The sequence below is a fragment of the Streptomyces sp. NPDC090445 genome (genome assembly GCF_044769385.1).
Lineage (GTDB): Bacteria > Actinomycetota > Actinomycetes > Streptomycetales > Streptomycetaceae > Streptomyces.
On the sequence record NZ_JBIVXV010000007.1, the window covers coordinates 246,753 to 263,469 of the forward strand.

Consider the following 16,717-nt stretch of genomic DNA (forward strand, 5'->3'; position numbering starts at 1 on the left):
TCACCCTTCGGCTTGCCGGTAAATGATGGTGGTGCTGCCCACGACGATCCGCGAGCCGTCGCGGAGCGTAGCGCGGGTGGTGTGCTGCCCGTCCACCACGATGCCGTTGGTGGACCCGAGATCCTGGATCGTCGAGGGCGTTCCGGTCCGGATCTCACAGTGCCGGCGCGAGACGCCGGGGTCGTCGATCCGCACGTCGGCCTCGGTGCTCCGGCCGAGTACGAGGGTGGGGCGGGAAATCTGGTGCCGGGTGCCGTTGATCTCGATCCAGTGGCGCTTGGGGGCGCCGCCCGGGGGCACGGGGCCCGGTCCGCCCGCACCCGGCCTGCGGCCCGGCGCGCCCGGAGGCGGCCCGGCGGGCATCGGTGGCGCGGCGACCGGGGGGTAGCCGTAGCCGCCGCCCTGCTGGTCCTGGGGCTGCTGCGGCTGGGAGGTGCTGGAGGCCAGGGTACGGCTGCGGACCCGGTAGAGGCCGGTGTCGAGGTCCTCGGCCTTCTCCAGGTGGACCTTGATCGGTCCCATGAAGCTGTAGCGCTGCTGCTTCGCGTAGTCGCGGACGAGGCCCGCGAGCTCGTCGCCGAGCTGCCCGGAGTACGGGCTGAGGCGCTCGTAGTCGCCGGCGCTCAGCTCGACGATGAAGTCGTTGGGGACGACCGTCCGCTCACGGTTCCAGATCGTGGCGTTGTTGTCGCACTCCCGCTGGAGTGCTCCCGCGATCTCGACGGGCTGGACCTCGGACTTGAAGACCTTGGCGAAGGTGCCGTTCACCAGACCTTCGAGTCGCTGCTCGAACCGCTTCAGAACTCCCATGGGGCACCTCCTCCGTCGTTGTCGCCCTGTACTGCTTACTGATCGTATCCACGCGTGGCGGATTCGGGTGGTTCCCCCTGGGTCCTGTCCGGACGAGTGTTGGTCCTCACAAGGGATCGTAGGGGTGCGCAAGGGACAGTGTCCCGCACCGGGAGTGCTGTGCGGGAGGGGCGTTCTCGGCGGGATCGGGGGGCCCGGGGAAAGCGATGTGAATCCACCCCGGATGACGTGCTAATGTTTCGTTCGTCGCCAGGGGGACGGACCGAAAGGGAAGAACCACTGGGACGTCGCTCGGGCGAGTGGCGGAACGGCAGACGCGCTGGCTTCAGGTGCCAGTGTCCTTCGGGACGTGGGGGTTCAAATCCCCCCTCGCCCACAGATGGAACCCCCGCTTCGGAGAAATCCGAAGCGGGGGTTCTTCGTTGTGCCGGGACGGGATCCGATGCCGGGCCAACTTCCGTGCCGTGCCGACGACTTTCGTCGGGCGGGCCGCGACGAAAGGCGGCATTGCCGCCGTGGCCGGAATGCCTAGGGTCGTCGCGTGGATGCGACGGCGAAGATACGGGCGGGCTGGAACTGGCTGCAGGGGCCCGAGCCGTGGACCCGGCGGATGCTCGCCGGCGATCTGGCGATTGCGGCAATGGTCACTCTGCTCGGGCTGGGCGTCGAGGCGCTGGACACCGGCAGCACGGTGCGCATGGTCGCCGGCGGCGCGGCCGTGTTCGCCCTGGTGCTGCTGCGGCGCCGGCTGCCGGGCGCGACCCTCGTCGCCAGCGCGGCGGCGTCCTCGTTCCTGCCCGGCACGGTGCTGGTGACGATACCGCTGAGCTGGTCCGCGGGCCGCCGGATCGTCGGCGTCGGGCGCGCGCTGACCGTCTTCGCCCTGGCCTTCCTGGCCTCGGTGGGCTTCTCCGTGGTGGAGCTGTCCCAGATGAAGCCCCTGCTGGTGATCGTGTTCAGCACGCTCATGTTCCTCGTCACCACCGTGATGCCCGGCCTGGCCAGCCGGTACTGGTCGCAGCGCCGGACCCTGCTGCGGGCGCTCCAGGAGCGCAACGGGCAGCTCATGCGGGAGCGGGCCATGGTCGCCGGGCAGGCCCGGCTGCGGGAGCGGCAGCGGATCGCCCAGGACATGCACGACAGCCTGGGCCACCAGCTGGCGCTGATCGCCGTCCACACCGGCGCGCTGGAGGTGGACCCCCAGCTCACCGACCGCCAGCGCGAGGCCGTGGGCGTGCTGCGGCAGGCCTCGGTGTCGGCCATGCACGAACTGCGCGAGGTCGTCGGGATCCTGCGCGACGGGGTGGAGGAGGCGGCTCCTGTGGAGGAGGCGCAGCCCGCGGCGCGCGGTGTGGCCGGCATCGCGGGGATCGTGGAGGCGGCGCGGGCCGCGGGGACCGACGTACGGCTGCTGGCCGCGCAGGGGAGGCCGAGGCCGCTGGCGGCGGCCTGCGACCACGCGGCGTACCGGATCGCGCAGGAGGCGCTGACGAACGCCTACAAGCACGCCCCCGGCGCCGCCATCACCGTCGAGCTGCGGTACGAGGACGACTCGCTGGTCGTGGAGATCGCCAACGGCCCCGCTCCGGCGCGGCCGGCGGCGGGCGAGGTGGTCTCGGGCGGGCAGGGCCTGACCGGGCTGCGGGAGCGGGCCCGCCTCGTCGGCGGGATGGTCCACGCGGGCGGCACCGAGGACGGCGGGTTCCGGGTGGCCGGCGTGCTGCCGTACGGGGCGGAGCCGGCCGGGGCCGTGGACGTCGCCGACGACTTCGGGCAGCAGGCCCAGGCGTTGGCCGCGGCGGCCGCCGGGCCGCCGATGGACTGGGCCGCCGTGGACCGGGAGCTGGTGGTGCGCGGGCGCAGCCGGACCGGCGGTGTCGCCCTGGGCTGCGGTATCGCGTTCGCGGCGCTGGTGGTGTTCGTGATCGTGATCGGGGCGGTCATGACGCTGCTGCTGGGCTCGGTGACCAAGTCGATGATGAGCCCGGAGGAGTACGAGCTGTTCCGGATCGGCGAGAGCGAGCAGGCGGTGCGGGACCGGCTGCCTTCGGGGGAGAGCTTCCTGACCGAGGGACTGGACCGCAAGGGCCCGCAGAAGCCCGCCGGTTCGGCGTGCGTGGCCTGGCTGTCGTCGGCGAACGACGAACTCGACGGCGATACGGTTTTCCGGTTCTGCTTCAAGGACGGCAAGCTCGTCGACAAGCAGTCGTACGAGGTCAAGCAGTAGGAGCGCGGGTGACAGCCAAGGTGATCCGAGTGGTGATCGCTGACGACGAGCCGCTGATCCGGGCCGGGATCAGGATGATCCTGACGTCGGCGCCGGACATCGAGGTCGTCGCCGAGGCGGCGAACGGCCGGGAGGCCGTGGAGCTGGCCCGCTCGCACGCCCCGGACGTGGTGCTCCTCGACATCCAGATGCCCGTGATGGACGGCCTGACCGCGCTCGGGGAGCTGGGCCGGGCCGTGCCCGAGGTGCGGGCCCTGGTCCTGACGACGTTCGGGGAGAAGGAGAACGTGCTGCGGGCGCTCGGCCAGGGCAGCGCAGGGTTCCTGCTCAAGGACTCGGCGCCGGGTGAGCTGATCGGCGCGGTGCGGGCGGCCGCGGCGGGGGACGCGTACCTCTCGCCGGGGGCGACCCGGCACGTCGTCGACCAGCTGGCGTCGGGCCGGGCGGCGGCGCGCAGCGAGGAGGCCAGGCGGCGGATCGCCGAGCTGAGCGAGCGCGAGCGCGGGGTGCTGGCCCTGCTGGGCGAGGGGCTGTCCAACGCGGACGCGGGCCGGAGGCTGCACATGAGCGAGGCGACGGTGAAGACGTACGTGAGCCGGATCCTGGCGAAGCTGGGCTGCGAGAACCGCGTGCAGGCGGCCCTGCTGGCCAGGGACGCCGGGCTCTAGATACGGTCGGGCACCGGAACGGCGGAGACGCCGGGACCGGAACGGCGAAAACGGAACAGCGGAACAACGGGAAGACGCCGGCGGGCCCGGCGGTCACGGGCGGGGGCGGCAGCATGGCGATGGCGGAACGGCGCGCGGCGTACGCGGCGGGCACTGCGGGCACGGGCACGGCGGGTGTGGTGGGCACGGCGGACTGCGAGGGGCGGCTGCCGGACGTCCCGGGGTTCGCGCCGCGGACGGAGGACGGCTCGCCCAGGGAGGCCGGCAAGGCGCTCCGGGGCAGGGTGCCGCGCGCGGCGCACGCCCGCTTCGAGGCGCCCGCCGGGCGGCCGGACGCGGTGCGCGCGGTGGAGGAGTCCAACGCCGGGCGGGTCTCCGAGCTGACGCCGATACGCGTGGGCCGGATGTCCGCGAACCCCTTCGCGTTCCTGCGCGGGGCCGCCGGACTGATGGCCCACGACCTGTCCGCCGGCCCCGTGACCGGCATCGGGGCGCAGATCTGCGGTGACGCGCACGCCGGGAACTTCGGCCTGTACGGCGACGCCCGCGGCCGCCTCGTCATGGACCTGAACGACTTCGACGAGACCGTCTACGGGCCCTGGGAGTGGGACCTGAAGCGGCTGGCGACCTCGCTGATCCTGGCCGGCCGGGTCGCCGGCACGGACGAGGACACCTGCCGGGCCGCCGCCCTCGACGCCGTCGGCACCTACCGCCGCACCATGCGGCTGCTGGCCAAGCTGCCGGCGATGGACGCCTGGAACGCGATCGCGGACGAGAAGCTCGTCACGCACGCCGACGCCCGCGACATGCTCGGCATCCTCCAGCGGGTCGTGGACAAGGCCCGCAGCAACACCTCGGCGCGGTTCGCCGCCAAGTCCACCGAGCCCTGCCCCGACAGCGGGCGGCGCTTCGTGGACGCCCTGCCGGTGCTGCGCCGGGTCGGGGACGCGGAGGCGGCGGCCGTGGCCGCCTCGCTGGGCCCGTACCTGCACACGCTGCAGGGGGACCGGCTGCCGCTGCTGGCCCGGTACGCGATCCACGACGTCGCGTTCCGCGTGGTCGGCACGGGCAGCGTCGGCACCCGCTCGTACGTGGTGCTGCTGCTGGACCACCGGGGCGAGCCGCTCGTGCTCCAGGTCAAGGAGGCGCGGCCGTCGGTGCTGCTGCCCCACCTGCCCGCGGTGGGCTTCGAGGCCCGGACCGAGGAGCACGAGGGCCGCCGCGTGGTGGCCGGGCAGAAGCGCATGCAGGTCGTCTCGGACATCCTGCTGGGCTGGACCACGGTCGAGGGGCGCCCGTACCAGGTCCGCCAGTTCCGCAACCGCAAGGGCAGCGTGGACCCGGCGGCGCTCTCCGCGGACCAGCTCGACGACTACGGCCGGATGACCGGGGCCCTGCTGGCCCGGGCACACGCGCACAGCGCCGACCCGCGGCTGCTGGCCGGGTACTGCGGCAAGAACGAGGAGCTGGACGAGGCGTTCGCCGCGTTCGCGGTGGCCTACGCCGACCGCACGGAGGCCGACCACGCGGACCTGGTGGCGGCGGTGAAGGCGGGGCGGATCGCCGCCGAGTCCGGGGTCTGAGCCGAGTCTCCGGGGTCTGAGCCGATTCCTCGGGCTGAGCCGAGTCCGGGGGCTGAGCCGGTTCCTGGGTTTGAACCGAGTCCGGGGGCTGGGCGTTCCGGTTGTGTCCTGGCCGAAACCCGGGCCCGGCCGGACCGGGCTTAGGGTGGCCGGGTGAGCGAGCAGCAGAGTGAAGAGACCGCCTCCGCGACCTCCGGTGCCTCCGGTCCGGCCTCCGGCGCCCCCGGCGACGAGCGGCCCGAGGCCCGCCTGGAGCGGGCCGTGCGGGCCGCCGAGCAGGCACTGATCGAGTTCGAGATCGCGGTGGAGACCTTCCGGGTGGAGGTCGAGAACTTCTCCCGGCTGCACCACCAGAAGCTCGGCCCCATGTACGCGCGGCTCGACGAGCTGGACGCGCTGATCGCCGAGGCCAGGGCGGAGCGCAGCGGCGACGCCGAGGACCTGCGGCTGGCCCGCGAGGCGCGCTCGCTGGTGATGCCGATGCCGGGGGTGGACGAGCTGTTCCACGACTGGATGGGCTCCGACGGGATCTCCGACGACGCGGGCGCGATGCTCACCGACCGGCCGGTGCAGCCGCCGCAGCGGGTGCGGCCGACGGAGGAGGTCAAGCGCCTGTACCGCGAGCTCGTCCGGCAGGCCCACCCGGACCTCGCCCAGGACGAGGCCGAGCGGCAGCGGCGCGACGCCTTCATCGCCCGGGTCAACGCCGCGTACGGGCGGGGCGAGGAGCAGCTGCTGCGCGAGCTGGCCGAGGAGTGGGCGGCCGGCCCGGCGGCGCAGGCGGCGCAGGCGGAGCAGCGGCTGAGCGAGAGCGAGGAGCTGTACGCCCGGCTGGAGTGGCTGGCCCAGCGCAAGGAGCTGCTCACGGTGGTGGCCCGCGAGCTGGAGGACAGCGCGATCGGGGCGATGCTGCGGATGGCCCCCGAGGACCCGGACCGGCTGCTGAACGAGATCGCCGAGCAGCTGCTGGCCCAGGTGTCCGAGAAGGAGGCCCAGCTCGCCGCCCTGGCCGCGGGGTGAGCCCGGCCGGCTCGGATAGGTTGGGGGCCCGACCTGTGATGAGAGAAGGCGACGTATGAACTTCGGACCGCTTCCCTCGGTGGACGCCGCCGCGGTGCCCTCCGAAGGCTTTGTGCTGGACGTGCGCGAGGACGACGAGTGGGCCGCCGGGCACGTGGAAGGCGCCCTGCACATCCCGATGAGCGCCTTCGCCGCCCGCTTCGGCGAGCTGACGGAAGCCATTGAGGACGGCCGCCGGGTGCACGTGGTGTGCCGGGTCGGCGGACGCTCCGCGCAGGTCACGCAGTACCTGGTGCGCCAGGGCATCGACGCCGTGAACGTCGACGGCGGGATGCAGGCCTGGGACGGTGCCGGGCGCCCGATGGTGACCGACAACGGCAGCCAGGCCTTCGTGCTGTAGCCACGCCTCGTGCCCTGCGGCGCGTTCGGGTGCCCGTGGGGCGCCGTGCGCCGTGGGGCGCCGGCGGGTGCCTGTGGGGTGTTGGTGGGGCGCTGTGAGGCGCCTCAGGTGAGTGCGTGGGCGGCCAGCAGGTCGCCCAGCGCCTCCTCGTGAGCGGCGGCCGGGCCGAGCTGGAGTTCCAGCTGCTTGGCCCAGGCGTGGTAGCGGTGCAGCGGATAGTCGGTGTCGGCGCCGAAGCCGCCGTGCAGGTGCTGCGCCGTCTGCACGACCCGGCGCACCCCCTCCGAGGCCCAGATCTTGGCGACGGCGATGTCCCCGGCGGGCGGCAGCGGGCCGCCGGCCCCGCCGGTCGCCGCGTCGATCCGCCAGGCCGCCTGCCACAGGGTGGCCTCCATGGCGCGCAGGTCGATGTAGCGGTCCGCGGCCTGCACGGCGACCGCCTGGAAGGTGGCCACCGGGAAGCCGAACTGCTCGCGCTTGCCCGTGTACTCACCGGTCATGGCGAGCACGGCCGTGCCGAGGCCGAGCGCGAGGGCGCAGGTCCCGACGGTGAGGAGCCGGTGCAGCCGCTCCCAGGCCGCCGGGGCGGCGATCAGTCGGGCCGCGGGCACCCGGACACCGTCCAGGGACAGTTCGGCGAGCAGTTCCCCGCTGGTCGAGTACTGGTCGGCGAGGGCGAGGCCCTCGGCGCCGCGCGGGACGAGCGCGAGGACGGCCTCCCCGGCGCCGGTGTGGGCCGGTACGGCGATCCAGTCCGCGGCGTGCGCCCACGGCACGGCGGTCTGCACCCCGTCGAGGATCCAGCCGTCGCCCTCGCGGCGTGCGCCGACGGCGAGTTCGGCGGGGTCGTGGCCGCTGCGCCCGTGGGCGGCGGCCGTGAGGACGAGGGCCCCGGTCGCGGCGCCGGGCAGCAGGGCGCGGGCGAGTTCGGGGCTGCCGTGGGCCTGGACGACGGCGGCGGTGGCGCAGTGCTCCAGCAGCGGCACCCGGGCCAGCCGCTTCGCCGCCTCGCGCAGCACCAGGCACAGGGCGATGGCGTCGAGGCCGGCGCCCCCGTACTCCTCGGCCAGGACCAGGCCGATCAGGTCGGACGCGGCGAGCCGGGCCCACAGCGGCCGGTCGAAGTCGTCGGCGACGGCGCCCGGGGTCAGGGCGGGGCTGGGCACGCCGTCCGGGGCGACCCCGGCGAAGACTGCCTTCGCCGCCTCAACGGCGGCCTGCTGCTCCTCGGTGAAGGTGAAGTCCACTGCCTGTCCTCCCGGGCGTGCACCGGAACCCGGGCTGCACACCGGAGCCCGGGCACCTGAATCTGACGGAGCGTCAAGATAGGGCAGGTTCCGGGAATTGGACAGGCCTGCGGCGGCAGCCCCGCACGGGGCCGCCGCCGGCGGGCTCGGCGGCCCAAGCCGCCCTCGGAGGTCGAAGCCGCTCTCAGCGGTCGAAGTCGATCTCCACTTCCTCGGTCACCGCGTGGGACTGGCAGGCCAGCACGAACCCGGCGTCCGTCTCCTCCGCCTCCAGCGCGAAGTTCCGGTCCATCCGGACCTCGCCCTTCACCACGAACGCGCGGCAGGTGCCGCACACCCCGCCCTTGCAGGCGTACGGGGCGTCCGCGCGGTTGCGCAGCACCGTGTCCAGCAGGGACTCCCCGCCCTGGACGGGCCAGGTGCCCGAGCGGCCGTCGAGGCGGGCGGTGACCCGGCCGTGCGCGGGAGCCGCGGCCGCGGCGGGTGCCGGTGCGGCGGCGTCCTCGACGTGGAAGACCTCCTCGTGGACCCGGCCGCGCCCGACACCGAGCGCGCCCAGGGCCCGCTCCGCGGAGACGACCAGCCCGTACGGACCGCACAGGTACCAGCCGGTGACGTCGGCGACGGGCAGCAGCGCCGGCAGCAGGCCCTTCAGGCGCTCCTCGTCCAGCCGCCCGGACGGCAGCCCGGCCTCCTGCTCCTCCCGGGACAGCACCGTCACCAGCTGGAAGCGGTCCGGGTAGCGGTCCTTGAGGTCGGCGACCTCCTCCAGGAACATCGTCGAGGCCTGCGTGCGGTCGGTGCGCACCAGGCAGAACCGGGCGTCGGGCCGGGCCGCCAGCAGCGTCGCGGCGATCGACAGCACCGGGGTGATGCCGCTGCCGCCGACGATCGCCGCGTAGTGCCCGCCCGCGGGCGCGGCGGCCGGGTCGATGACGAAGCGGCCGGCCGGGACCATCACGTCCAGCGCGTCCCCGGCGGCGACCTCCTTGTGCGCGAAGGTGGAGAACTCGCCGCCCTCCACGAGCCGTACGCCGACCTGGAGCCGCTCCGGGCCGGGACCGGCGGGGTCCGGGGCCGGGGAGCAGATCGAGTAGGTGCGGCGGACCTCGGCGCCCTCGGGGGTCGTCCGGCGCAGGGTGAGGTGCTGGCCGGCGGTGTGCCGGTAGTCGGCGCGGAGCTCTTCGGGGACCGCGAGGGTCAGCGCCACGGAGTCGTCGGTGAGCCGGTCGACCGCCGACACCGTCAGCCGGTGGAAGGCGCCGTGGCGCGGGGGACGCGCGGAGCCCGTCGCCGGCGCGGGCGACGGCGTGGACGCGGCCATCTACAGCTCCTTGAAGTGGTCGAACGGTTCACGGCACGCGGTGCAGCGGCGCAGTGCCTTGCACGCGGTGGACGAGAACCTGCTGAGCAGCTCGGTCTCGGTGGACCCGCAGTGCGGGCAGCGGACCGACAGGGCGACGGGAACCGGCCCGTCCGCCGCGTGCGGGCGGGGCGGGGCGATGCCGAACTCGGCCAGCTTGCGCCGGCCTTCGGCGCTGATGTCGTCGGTCGACCAGGCGGGCGACAGGACGGTGCGGACCCGGACGTCGGCTATGCCGTGGCCGGTCAGGGCCCGCTCGATGTCGGCGGACATGGCCTCGATGGCCGGGCATCCGGTGTACGTGGGGGTGAGGGTGACCTCGGCGTGGCCGTCCTCGTGCATCCGCACCCCGCGTACGACACCCAGTTCGGCCAGGGTGAGCACGGGCAGCTCGGGGTCGGGGACGGAGCCGGCCAGTTCGGTCAGCTCCGCCTCCAGGCGGCTCAGAACCTCGGGCGCCTCCTGTGCGCGGGTCACCATGTCGCCCCCGGGTGGCTGCGGTGCAGGTGCTGCATCTCGGCCAGCATCCGGCCGAACGGCTCCGTGTGCAGGCCCTGCCGGCCGGCCCCGGCGGCCCAGGCGCCGGTGCGCGGACCCTCCGGGAGGGAGAGCCCGGCCCGCTCCAGTACGCCGCCCAGCGCGGCCGTCCAGCGGTCCTCCAGCGCGGTCCAGTCGACCCCGTCGAGGCCCTCCACCGGCTGGAACAGCTCGCCGGTGTACCGCCACAGCGCGTCCAGGCCGGCCCGCATGCGCCGGCGGCTCTCCTCGGTGCCGTCGCCGAGCCGCAGCGTCCACTGCTCGGCGTGGTCGCGGTGGTACGCGGTCTCCTTGACGGCCTTCGCGGCCAGGCCGGCGAACGGCCCGTCCCCGGCGGCGAGCTGCGCGTACAGCTCGTGCTGGTACAGGGAGAAGTACAGCTGGCGGGCGATGGTGTGGGCGAAGTCGCCGTTCGGCTGCTCCACCAGCTGCGCGTTGCGGAAGGACCGCTCCTCGCGCAGGAACGCCAGCTCGTCCTCGTCGCCGATCATCGACAGCAGGACGCGGGCCTGGCCGAGCAGGTCGAGCGCGATGTTGGCGAGGGCGACCTCCTCCTCCAGCACGGGGGCGTGGCCGGCCCACTCGCCCAGGCGGTGGGAGAGGACCAGCGCGTCGTCCCCGAGGGCGAGGGCGGCCGCCGCCGGCACGGCGATGTCGGTGCCGGTCACAGGTGGCTCACCCCTTCGGGGATGTCGTAGAAGGTCGGGTGCCGGTACGCCTTGTCGGCCGCCGGAGCGAAGAACGGGTCCCGCTCGTCCGGGGAGGACGCGGTGATCTCGGCGGAGGGCACCACCCAGATGGAGACGCCCTCGCTGCGCCGGGTGTAGAGGTCGCGGGCGTTGCGCAGGGCCATCTCCGCGTCGGGAGCGTGCAGGCTGCCGGCGTGTGTGTGCGAGAGGCCGCGCCGCGAGCGCACGAACACCTCCCACAGCGGCCAGTTCTGCGTCATACCCCTGCCTCCTCGTTCGTTGCCGCGGCGGCCGGTGCCGCCGTGTGCTTGGCGGCGTACGCCGCGGCTGCCTCCCGGACCCACGCGCCTTCCTCGTGGGCCCGGCGGCGCTGTCCGAGCCGCTGGTCGTTGCACGGGCCGTTGCCCTTGAGCACGTCCCAGAACTCGGTCCAGTCGATCGCGCCGAAGTCGTGGTGCCCGCGCTCCTCGTTCCACTTCAGGTCCGGGTCGGGCAGGGTCAGGCCGAGCGTCTCGGCCTGCGGAACGGCGATGTCCACGAAGCGCTGGCGCAGCTCGTCGTTGGAGTGCCGCTTGATCCGCCACTCCATCGACTGCGCCGAGTGCGACGACTCGGCGTCCGGCGGGCCGAACATCATCAGCGAGGGCCACCACCAGCGGTCCACCGCGTCCTGCGCCATCGCGTGCTGCTCCGGGGTGCCCTGGGAGAGGGCGAGGAGGAGCTCGAAGCCCTGGCGCTGGTGGAAGGACTCCTCCTTGCAGATCCGGACCATGGCGCGGGCGTACGGCCCGTAGGAGCAGCGGCACAGCGGCACCTGGTTGGTGATCGCCGCGCCGTCCACGAGCCAGCCGATCGCGCCGACGTCGGCCCAGGTCAGCGTGGGGTAGTTGAAGATCGACGAATACTTCTGCTTGCCCGCGTGGAGCTTGTCGAGCAGCTCGTCGCGGCTGGTGCCGAGCGTCTCGGCGGCGCTGTACAGGTACAGCCCGTGCCCGGCCTCGTCCTGCACCTTGGCCATGAGGATCGCCTTGCGGCGCAGCGAGGGCGCGCGGGTGATCCAGTTGGCCTCGGGCTGCATCCCGATGATCTCGGAGTGGGCGTGCTGGGCCATCTGGCGTACGAGCGTCGAGCGGTACTCGTCGGGCATCCAGTCCCGCGGCTCGACGCGGTCGTCGGCCGCCACCGCGGCGTCGAAAGCCGCCGCGAGCTGTGCCGCGAGGCCGGCTTCCAGCCCCGCGTCCTGCCCCGCTTCCGGGGTCACTGCCACCATCCCGGCTCCCTGCCAGAGTCTGTTGACCGCCCGACCGACCGATCGTTCGGTTCGTTCCCTTCAATGGTGAGTCGGCGGCCCGTAGGGTGTCAACCTCTGTGGTCAACCCTGTGGACGCCGAACGATCGGGACACGATGGAATCGAACGAGCGCGAGACCGCCGAAGCGGACGCTCCGCCCGCCCGCCCGCCCGCCCGCCCGCCGGCCGTCCCGCAAGCCGTCCCGCCGGCCGCAGCGCCGACTGCAGCGCCGGTCCGCCCGCCGGGGATCGCGGGGCTGTCCGGCCCGTACCGGGCCGTCGCGGCCCTCGCCCTGGCCGCGACCGGCCTCGCGGCCTGCACCCACCTGGCCCTGGTCTTCCTGCACGTCGCGCCGTCCAACACGCTGAGCAAGCGGCACGCGGCCGCGGTCGACGGCTGGATCTACCCCGAGTTCGAGCAGAACTGGAAGCTCTTCGCCCCCAACCCGCTCCAGCAGAACATCGCGGTCGAGGTCCGGGCGGAATACCGGACCCCCGGCGGGGAGGTGGTCACCGGGCCGTGGCACGACCTGTCCGCCGACGACGGAGCGGCCATCCGGCACAGCCTGCTGCCGAGCCACACCCGGCAGAACGAGCTGCGCCGCGCCTGGGACTTCTTCACCGGCTCCCACGACGAGGACGACAACCCCAACGGGGAGCGCGGTGAGCTGTCCGAGCAGTACCTGCGGCGGATCGCCCTGAACCGGCTCGGCGGGACCGGCACCGGGGCCGGGGCCGGGACCGGGACCGGCGGGGACGGCGAGGTTGGCGGGGACGGCGAGGTCGTACGGATCCAGCTGCGCTCGGCGACGCGCGCGGTGCCCGCGCCGGCCTGGAGCGACGAGCGGACCGACACCCAGACGTACTACCGGGAGCTGCCGTGGTGGACGGTCTGAGACGGGCCCGGGCCGGCGCGGCGCGGGCGCTGGCGAGGGTCACCGGGGAAGCGCTCGGGCCCTACCAGAGCGCCGTCGTCCGGATCGGCTTCGCCGGGACCTGGCTGTTCTTCCTGCTGCGCGAGTACCCGAACCGGCACGAACTGTACGGGCCCGACGGCCCCTGGAGCTGGGAGCTCGCCCGGCGGCTGGTCGAATCGAACCACGCCTTCACGGTGCTGCTGTGGTCGGACTCGGCACTGTGGTTCGAGACCGTCTACCTGGCGGCCGTGCTGGCGAGCGCCCTGCTGATGCTGGGCTGGCGGACCCGGGCCACGTCCGTGGTGTTCATGGCCGGGGTGCTGTCCCTGCAGAACCGCAGCGTGTTCATGGGCGACGGTGGCGACAACGTCATCCACCTGATGGCGATCTACCTGGTGCTCACGCGGTGCGCACAGGTGTGGTCGCTGGACGCGCGGCGGGCGCGGCTGCGGGGGTCCGCCTCGGCGGGGGCGGCCGGGCCGGTGCTGTGGGGCGTGCTCGGTGCCGTGTTCGCGTACGGGGCCCTGACCGGGCGGTTCGGGCTCGGCTGGACGGCGGCGTACACCGCGCTGTGGGTGGTCGCCGCGCTGTGGTGGACGGCCGAGCGGAGCGCAGGCCCCGCGGCCGGCGAGGAGGCCGGGCGGAGCGGGGAGCGCGGGCGCGGCGAGGGGCGGGCCCTTCTGGACGTGCTGGCCAACGTGGTGCACAACGCCGGGATGCTGGTGATCATGGCGGAGGTCTGCCTGATCTACGCCACGGCGGGCTGGTACAAGGTCCAGGGGTCGCGGTGGCAGGACGGGACCGCGCTGTACTACCCGCTCGGGCTGGACTACTTCAGCCCGTGGCCCGGGCTGTCGGCGCTGCTGGCAGGCAGTGGGACGGTGGTGATGCTGCTGACGTACGGGACCGTTGTGCTGCAGGTGGCCTTCCCGTTCACGGTGTTCCACCGGCGGATCAAGAATGCGCTGCTCGGCGTGATGATGCTGGAGCATGCGGGGATTGCGGTGTTGCTGGGGCTGCCGTTCTTTTCTCTGGCGATGATCGCCGCTGACGCGGTGTTCCTGCCGACCGCGTTTTTGGTGGGGGCGGGGGCTGCGGTCGGGCGGCTGCGCCGCCGGCCGGGGGTGGCGCAGCCGGTGGTTCTGCCCGGGCCGGCCCGGGATGCCGATCCGGATTCCGACCCGGACTCGCAACCGGATTCCGACCCGGATTCCGACCCGGAATCCGACCCCGACCCGGCTGCGGCTGCCGGTCCGCGGTAGGCGCCGCTGCGCGGGGCACCTCCCCGACCCACCCTTCCTCCGTTCCCCGGGCTCTGCCCGGACCCGCGCCTCAAACGCCGGCGGGGCTGGATTTGCCCGGCCCGCGGGGTGTGTGACATGCCCCTGTCATCACAGGGGAAGATCGTTTATTGGTCGCGCAACACGCCGCACGTAGGCTCGCTGCATGAGTGAACAGACGGTGCGGGAGTGGCGTGCGGTTGAGGAGGGCGGCGGCGATCTCGTCCTGCTCGACGGGTTTCATGCGCTGAAGCACGCGCTGCGGTTCGGGGCCGACGTGCGGGTCGCCGTGGCCGACGATCCCGAGGCGGTGCGGGCGCTGGCCGCGCAGCTGGCTCCCGATGTGGAGGGCGACGTCGAGCGGCTCGTGCAGGCCGCCGAGCTGCGGACGCTGCTCCCCCGCGTGCACCCCACCGGGGTCGCCGCGCTCGCCGTGCGGCCCGATGCCGCCGAGGGGCGGGCCCGGCTGGAGCGGATGCCGCGGACCGCGCCGATCGTCGTGCTCGACAACCCGCGGAACCTGGGGAACGTCGGAGCCGTCGTGCGGCTCGCCGCCGGGTTCGGGGCGACGGGCGTCGTCACCCGGGGCGATTTGGATCCGTGGCATCCGAACGTGGTGCGGGCCGGGGCCGGGCTGCACTACGCCACCACCGTGCAGTCGGTGAGTCTGGAGACCCTCCCCGAGGGGCCCCTGTACGCGCTCGACCCGGAGGGCGAGGACATCCGTGCCCTCGCCCTCCCGGACGACGCGCTGCTGGCCTTCGGCTCGGAGCGGCACGGGATCTCGCCCGAGCTGCGCGCCCGGGCGGACCACCTCGTGTCCCTGCCGATGCGGCCGCAGGTGTCCAGCTACAACCTGGCGACCAGCGTGGCCATGGCCCTGTTCCACTGGGGCGGGCCCCACCCCGGCTGAGCCGCGGCCGTCAGGCCTGGCGGCGGACCTCCACCATGCGGAAGCGGTTCGCGACGAACGCCCCGTCGCACAGCGCGGCGTTCGCGGCCGGGTTGCCGCCCGAGCCGTGGAAGTCGGAGAACGCCGCGGTCTGGTTGACGTACACCCCGCCGGTCAGGTTCAGCGAGAGCTGCGCCGACTCCTCCAGGCAGACCTCCTCGACGGCCCGCTCGGTGTCCGCGGAGGTGGTGTACGCGCCGACCGTCATCGCGCCCTTCTCGCGCACCGTGCGGCGCAGCAGGGCGAGGGCGTCCGACGTGCTGTCCACGGCCACCGCGAAGGAGACCGGGCCGAAGCACTCCGAGAGGTAGGGCGCCGAGTCGTCCGCCTTGCCGGCGTCCAGCTTCACCACGACCGGGGTGCGCACCACGGCGTCCGGGAACTCGGGGTTGGCCACCTCGCGGGAGGCCAGCGCGACCTCGCCGAGGCCGGCGGCCGCCTCCAGGCGGGCCTTGACGTCCGGGTTGACCAGCGCGCCCAGCAGCGCGTTCGCGCGGGCGTCGTCGCCGAGCAGGCCGCCGACCGAGGCCGCGATGTCGGCGACGACCTCGTCGTACGTCTTGCGGCCGGCGTCCGTGTCGATGCCGTCCCGCGGGATCAGCAGGTTCTGCGGGGTGGTGCACATCTGGCCGCTGTAGAGCGACAGGGAGAAGGCGAGGTTCGCCAGCATGCCCTTGTAGTTGTCCGTGGAGTCGACGACGACCGTGTTGACGCCGGCCTTCTCCGTGTACACCTGGGCCTGGCGGGCGTTGGCCTCCAGCCAGTCGCCGAACTCCGTCGAGCCCGTGTAGTCGATCACCTTGATCTCGGGGCGGACGGCCAGGTCCTTGGCGATGCCCTCGCCCGGGCGGTCGACGGCCAGGGCGACCAGGTTCGGGTCGAAGCCCGTCTCCTTCAGGACCTCGCGGGCGACCTGCACGGTCAGGGCGAGCGGGAGGACGGCCCGCGGGTGCGGCTTGACCAGCACCGCGTTGCCGGTGGCGAGGGAGGCGAAGAGGCCCGGGTAGCCGTTCCACGTCGGGAAGGTGTTGCAGCCGATCACCAGGGCGACGCCGCGCGGGACCGCCGTGAAGGCCTTGTCCAGCTGGAGCGGGTCCTTCTTGCCCTGCGGCTTGGACCAGTCCGCCCGGCCGGGGACGCGGGTCTGCTCCGCGTACGCGTACGCCACGGCCTCCAGGCCGCGGTCCTGCGCGTGGGGGCCGCCGGCCTGGAACGCCATCATGAAGGCCTGGCCGCTGGTGTGCATGACGGCGTGGGCGAACTCGTGCGTCCGCGCGCTGATGCGGGCCAGGATCTCGATGCAGACCAGGGCGCGCGCCTCCGGCCCGGCGTCCCGCCAGGCGCCCATGCCGGCGCGCATCGCGGGCAGCAGCACGTCCGGGTCGACGTGCGGGTACTCGATGCCCAGCGAGGGGCCGAACGGGGAGACCTCGCCGCCCGTCCAGCCGTCGGTGCCGGGCTGGTCCAGGTCGAAGCGGGTGCCCTGGCGGGCCTGGAACGCGGCGAGGCCGTCGGCGGGGGCGGTCTCGCCGTACGCCTTGGGGTGCTCGGGGTGCGGGGACCAGTAGGCACGGCTGCGGATGGCCTCCAGCGCCTGGTCCAGGGTGGGCCGGTGCTTGGCGGACAGCTCCGACAGGGCGGGCGACTGGGTGACGGTGGGCTCGGCGGCCATCAGGGACCAACTCCTCGTTGAGCCGGGCAAGACCAGACTGGATCGCAGGCTGGGATCAGGCAA

Annotated in this window: 16 protein-coding genes and 1 tRNA gene; 9 read left to right on the top strand and 8 right to left on the bottom strand. The window is 73.7% G+C overall.

All coding sequences use genetic code 11. The features are described from left to right. Positions 1-810, bottom strand: coding sequence for an FhaA domain-containing protein (locus ACIQUT_RS18000; RefSeq protein ID WP_403563865.1), 810 nt, complete (start codon positions 808-810; stop codon positions 1-3). A gap of 293 nt (positions 811-1,103) precedes the next feature. On the opposite strand from ACIQUT_RS18000, the gene ACIQUT_RS18005 reads away from it, so the two are divergent. From ACIQUT_RS18005 to ACIQUT_RS18030, 6 genes are all read left to right on the top strand, one after another. Further along, positions 1,104-1,186 (top strand) — tRNA-Leu (locus tag ACIQUT_RS18005). 165 nt (positions 1,187-1,351) lie between these two features. After that, positions 1,352-3,037 (top strand): sensor histidine kinase, encoded by a 1,686-nt coding sequence (locus tag ACIQUT_RS18010; protein ID WP_403563866.1) that lies wholly within the window; start codon positions 1,352-1,354, stop codon positions 3,035-3,037. An 8-nt stretch (positions 3,038-3,045) separates the two neighbouring features. Further along, the gene (locus ACIQUT_RS18015; RefSeq protein WP_403563867.1) at positions 3,046-3,705 is read left to right on the top strand and encodes a response regulator; all 660 of its coding nucleotides are present in this window, start codon (positions 3,046-3,048) and stop codon (positions 3,703-3,705) included. Positions 3,706-3,818: 113 nt separating this feature from the next. Beyond that, positions 3,819-5,288, top strand: coding sequence for a DUF2252 domain-containing protein (locus tag ACIQUT_RS18020; RefSeq protein WP_403563868.1), 1,470 nt, complete (start codon positions 3,819-3,821; stop codon positions 5,286-5,288). 153 nt (positions 5,289-5,441) lie between these two features. Beyond that, positions 5,442-6,308 (top strand): J domain-containing protein, encoded by an 867-nt coding sequence (locus ACIQUT_RS18025; RefSeq protein ID WP_403563869.1) that lies wholly within the window; start codon positions 5,442-5,444, stop codon positions 6,306-6,308. 55 nt (positions 6,309-6,363) lie between these two features. Continuing rightward, on the top strand, positions 6,364-6,708 hold the full coding sequence (locus ACIQUT_RS18030) for a rhodanese-like domain-containing protein (protein WP_403563870.1): 345 nt from the start codon (positions 6,364-6,366) through the stop codon (positions 6,706-6,708). Between the two features lie 104 nt (positions 6,709-6,812). On the opposite strand, the gene ACIQUT_RS18035 is transcribed toward ACIQUT_RS18030, so the two are convergent. From ACIQUT_RS18035 to paaA, 6 genes are all read right to left on the bottom strand, one after another. Then, positions 6,813-7,955, bottom strand: coding sequence for an acyl-CoA dehydrogenase family protein (locus ACIQUT_RS18035; RefSeq protein ID WP_403563871.1), 1,143 nt, complete (start codon positions 7,953-7,955; stop codon positions 6,813-6,815). A gap of 184 nt (positions 7,956-8,139) precedes the next feature. Further along, complete coding sequence (locus ACIQUT_RS18040; protein ID WP_403563872.1) at positions 8,140-9,279, bottom strand: 2Fe-2S iron-sulfur cluster-binding protein; 1,140 nt, start codon at positions 9,277-9,279, stop codon at positions 8,140-8,142. Next, a complete protein-coding gene (gene paaD, locus ACIQUT_RS18045; protein WP_403563873.1) occupies positions 9,280-9,798 on the bottom strand; it encodes a 1,2-phenylacetyl-CoA epoxidase subunit PaaD in 519 nt (172 codons plus the stop codon). Next, positions 9,792-10,523: a 1,2-phenylacetyl-CoA epoxidase subunit PaaC gene (gene paaC, locus ACIQUT_RS18050; RefSeq protein WP_403563874.1), complete on the bottom strand. Its 732-nt coding sequence runs from the start codon at positions 10,521-10,523 to the stop codon at positions 9,792-9,794. Before paaC ends, paaD begins: the two co-directional genes overlap by 7 nt. Beyond that, a complete protein-coding gene (paaB, locus tag ACIQUT_RS18055; RefSeq protein WP_114053291.1) occupies positions 10,520-10,804 on the bottom strand; it encodes a 1,2-phenylacetyl-CoA epoxidase subunit PaaB in 285 nt (94 codons plus the stop codon). Before paaB ends, paaC begins: the two co-directional genes overlap by 4 nt. After that, positions 10,801-11,814: a 1,2-phenylacetyl-CoA epoxidase subunit PaaA gene (gene paaA / locus ACIQUT_RS18060; RefSeq protein WP_403563875.1), complete on the bottom strand. Its 1,014-nt coding sequence runs from the start codon at positions 11,812-11,814 to the stop codon at positions 10,801-10,803. Before paaA ends, paaB begins: the two co-directional genes overlap by 4 nt. A gap of 135 nt (positions 11,815-11,949) precedes the next feature. Here paaA and ACIQUT_RS18065 point away from each other — a divergent pair, with 135 nt between their 5' ends. The 3 genes from ACIQUT_RS18065 to ACIQUT_RS18075 all read left to right on the top strand — a co-directional run bounded on the left by ACIQUT_RS18065 (position 11,950) and on the right by ACIQUT_RS18075 (position 14,943). Beyond that, positions 11,950-12,729, top strand: coding sequence for a DUF5819 family protein (locus ACIQUT_RS18065; RefSeq protein ID WP_403563876.1), 780 nt, complete (start codon positions 11,950-11,952; stop codon positions 12,727-12,729). Further along, positions 12,714-14,012 carry an HTTM domain-containing protein gene (locus ACIQUT_RS18070; protein ID WP_403563877.1) on the top strand — a complete coding sequence of 433 codons (1,299 nt, stop codon included), beginning with the start codon at positions 12,714-12,716 and terminating at the stop codon, positions 14,010-14,012. The genes ACIQUT_RS18065 and ACIQUT_RS18070 overlap by 16 nt, the downstream gene beginning before the upstream one ends. Positions 14,013-14,196: 184 nt before the next feature. Then, positions 14,197-14,943 carry a TrmH family RNA methyltransferase gene (locus ACIQUT_RS18075; protein ID WP_403563878.1) on the top strand — a complete coding sequence of 249 codons (747 nt, stop codon included), beginning with the start codon at positions 14,197-14,199 and terminating at the stop codon, positions 14,941-14,943. Positions 14,944-14,953: 10 nt separating this feature from the next. Here ACIQUT_RS18075 and paaN read toward each other — a convergent pair whose 3' ends face one another. Continuing rightward, positions 14,954-16,654, bottom strand: a complete 1,701-nt coding sequence (gene paaN, locus ACIQUT_RS18080; protein WP_403563879.1) for a phenylacetic acid degradation protein PaaN — start codon at positions 16,652-16,654, stop codon at positions 14,954-14,956. Positions 16,655-16,717 lie beyond the last annotated feature (63 nt).

What these genes read in the sequence shown, in the direction of transcription:
- ACIQUT_RS18000 (WP_403563865.1), bottom strand. Translation starts at nt 810, where the DNA reads ATGGGAGTTCTGAAGCGGTTCGAGCAGCGACTCGAAGGTCTGGTGAAC.
- ACIQUT_RS18065 (WP_403563876.1), top strand. Translation starts at nt 11,950, where the DNA reads ATGGAATCGAACGAGCGCGAGACCGCCGAAGCGGACGCTCCGCCCGCC.
- ACIQUT_RS18040 (WP_403563872.1), bottom strand. Translation starts at nt 9,279, where the DNA reads ATGGCCGCGTCCACGCCGTCGCCCGCGCCGGCGACGGGCTCCGCGCGT.
- paaD (WP_403563873.1), bottom strand. Translation starts at nt 9,798, where the DNA reads ATGGTGACCCGCGCACAGGAGGCGCCCGAGGTTCTGAGCCGCCTGGAG.
- paaB (WP_114053291.1), bottom strand. Translation starts at nt 10,804, where the DNA reads ATGACGCAGAACTGGCCGCTGTGGGAGGTGTTCGTGCGCTCGCGGCGC.
- ACIQUT_RS18030 (WP_403563870.1), top strand. Translation starts at nt 6,364, where the DNA reads ATGAACTTCGGACCGCTTCCCTCGGTGGACGCCGCCGCGGTGCCCTCC.
- ACIQUT_RS18075 (WP_403563878.1), top strand. Translation starts at nt 14,197, where the DNA reads ATGAGTGAACAGACGGTGCGGGAGTGGCGTGCGGTTGAGGAGGGCGGC.
- paaA (WP_403563875.1), bottom strand. Translation starts at nt 11,814, where the DNA reads ATGGTGGCAGTGACCCCGGAAGCGGGGCAGGACGCGGGGCTGGAAGCC.
- paaN (WP_403563879.1), bottom strand. Translation starts at nt 16,654, where the DNA reads ATGGCCGCCGAGCCCACCGTCACCCAGTCGCCCGCCCTGTCGGAGCTG.
- ACIQUT_RS18020 (WP_403563868.1), top strand. Translation starts at nt 3,819, where the DNA reads ATGGCGATGGCGGAACGGCGCGCGGCGTACGCGGCGGGCACTGCGGGC.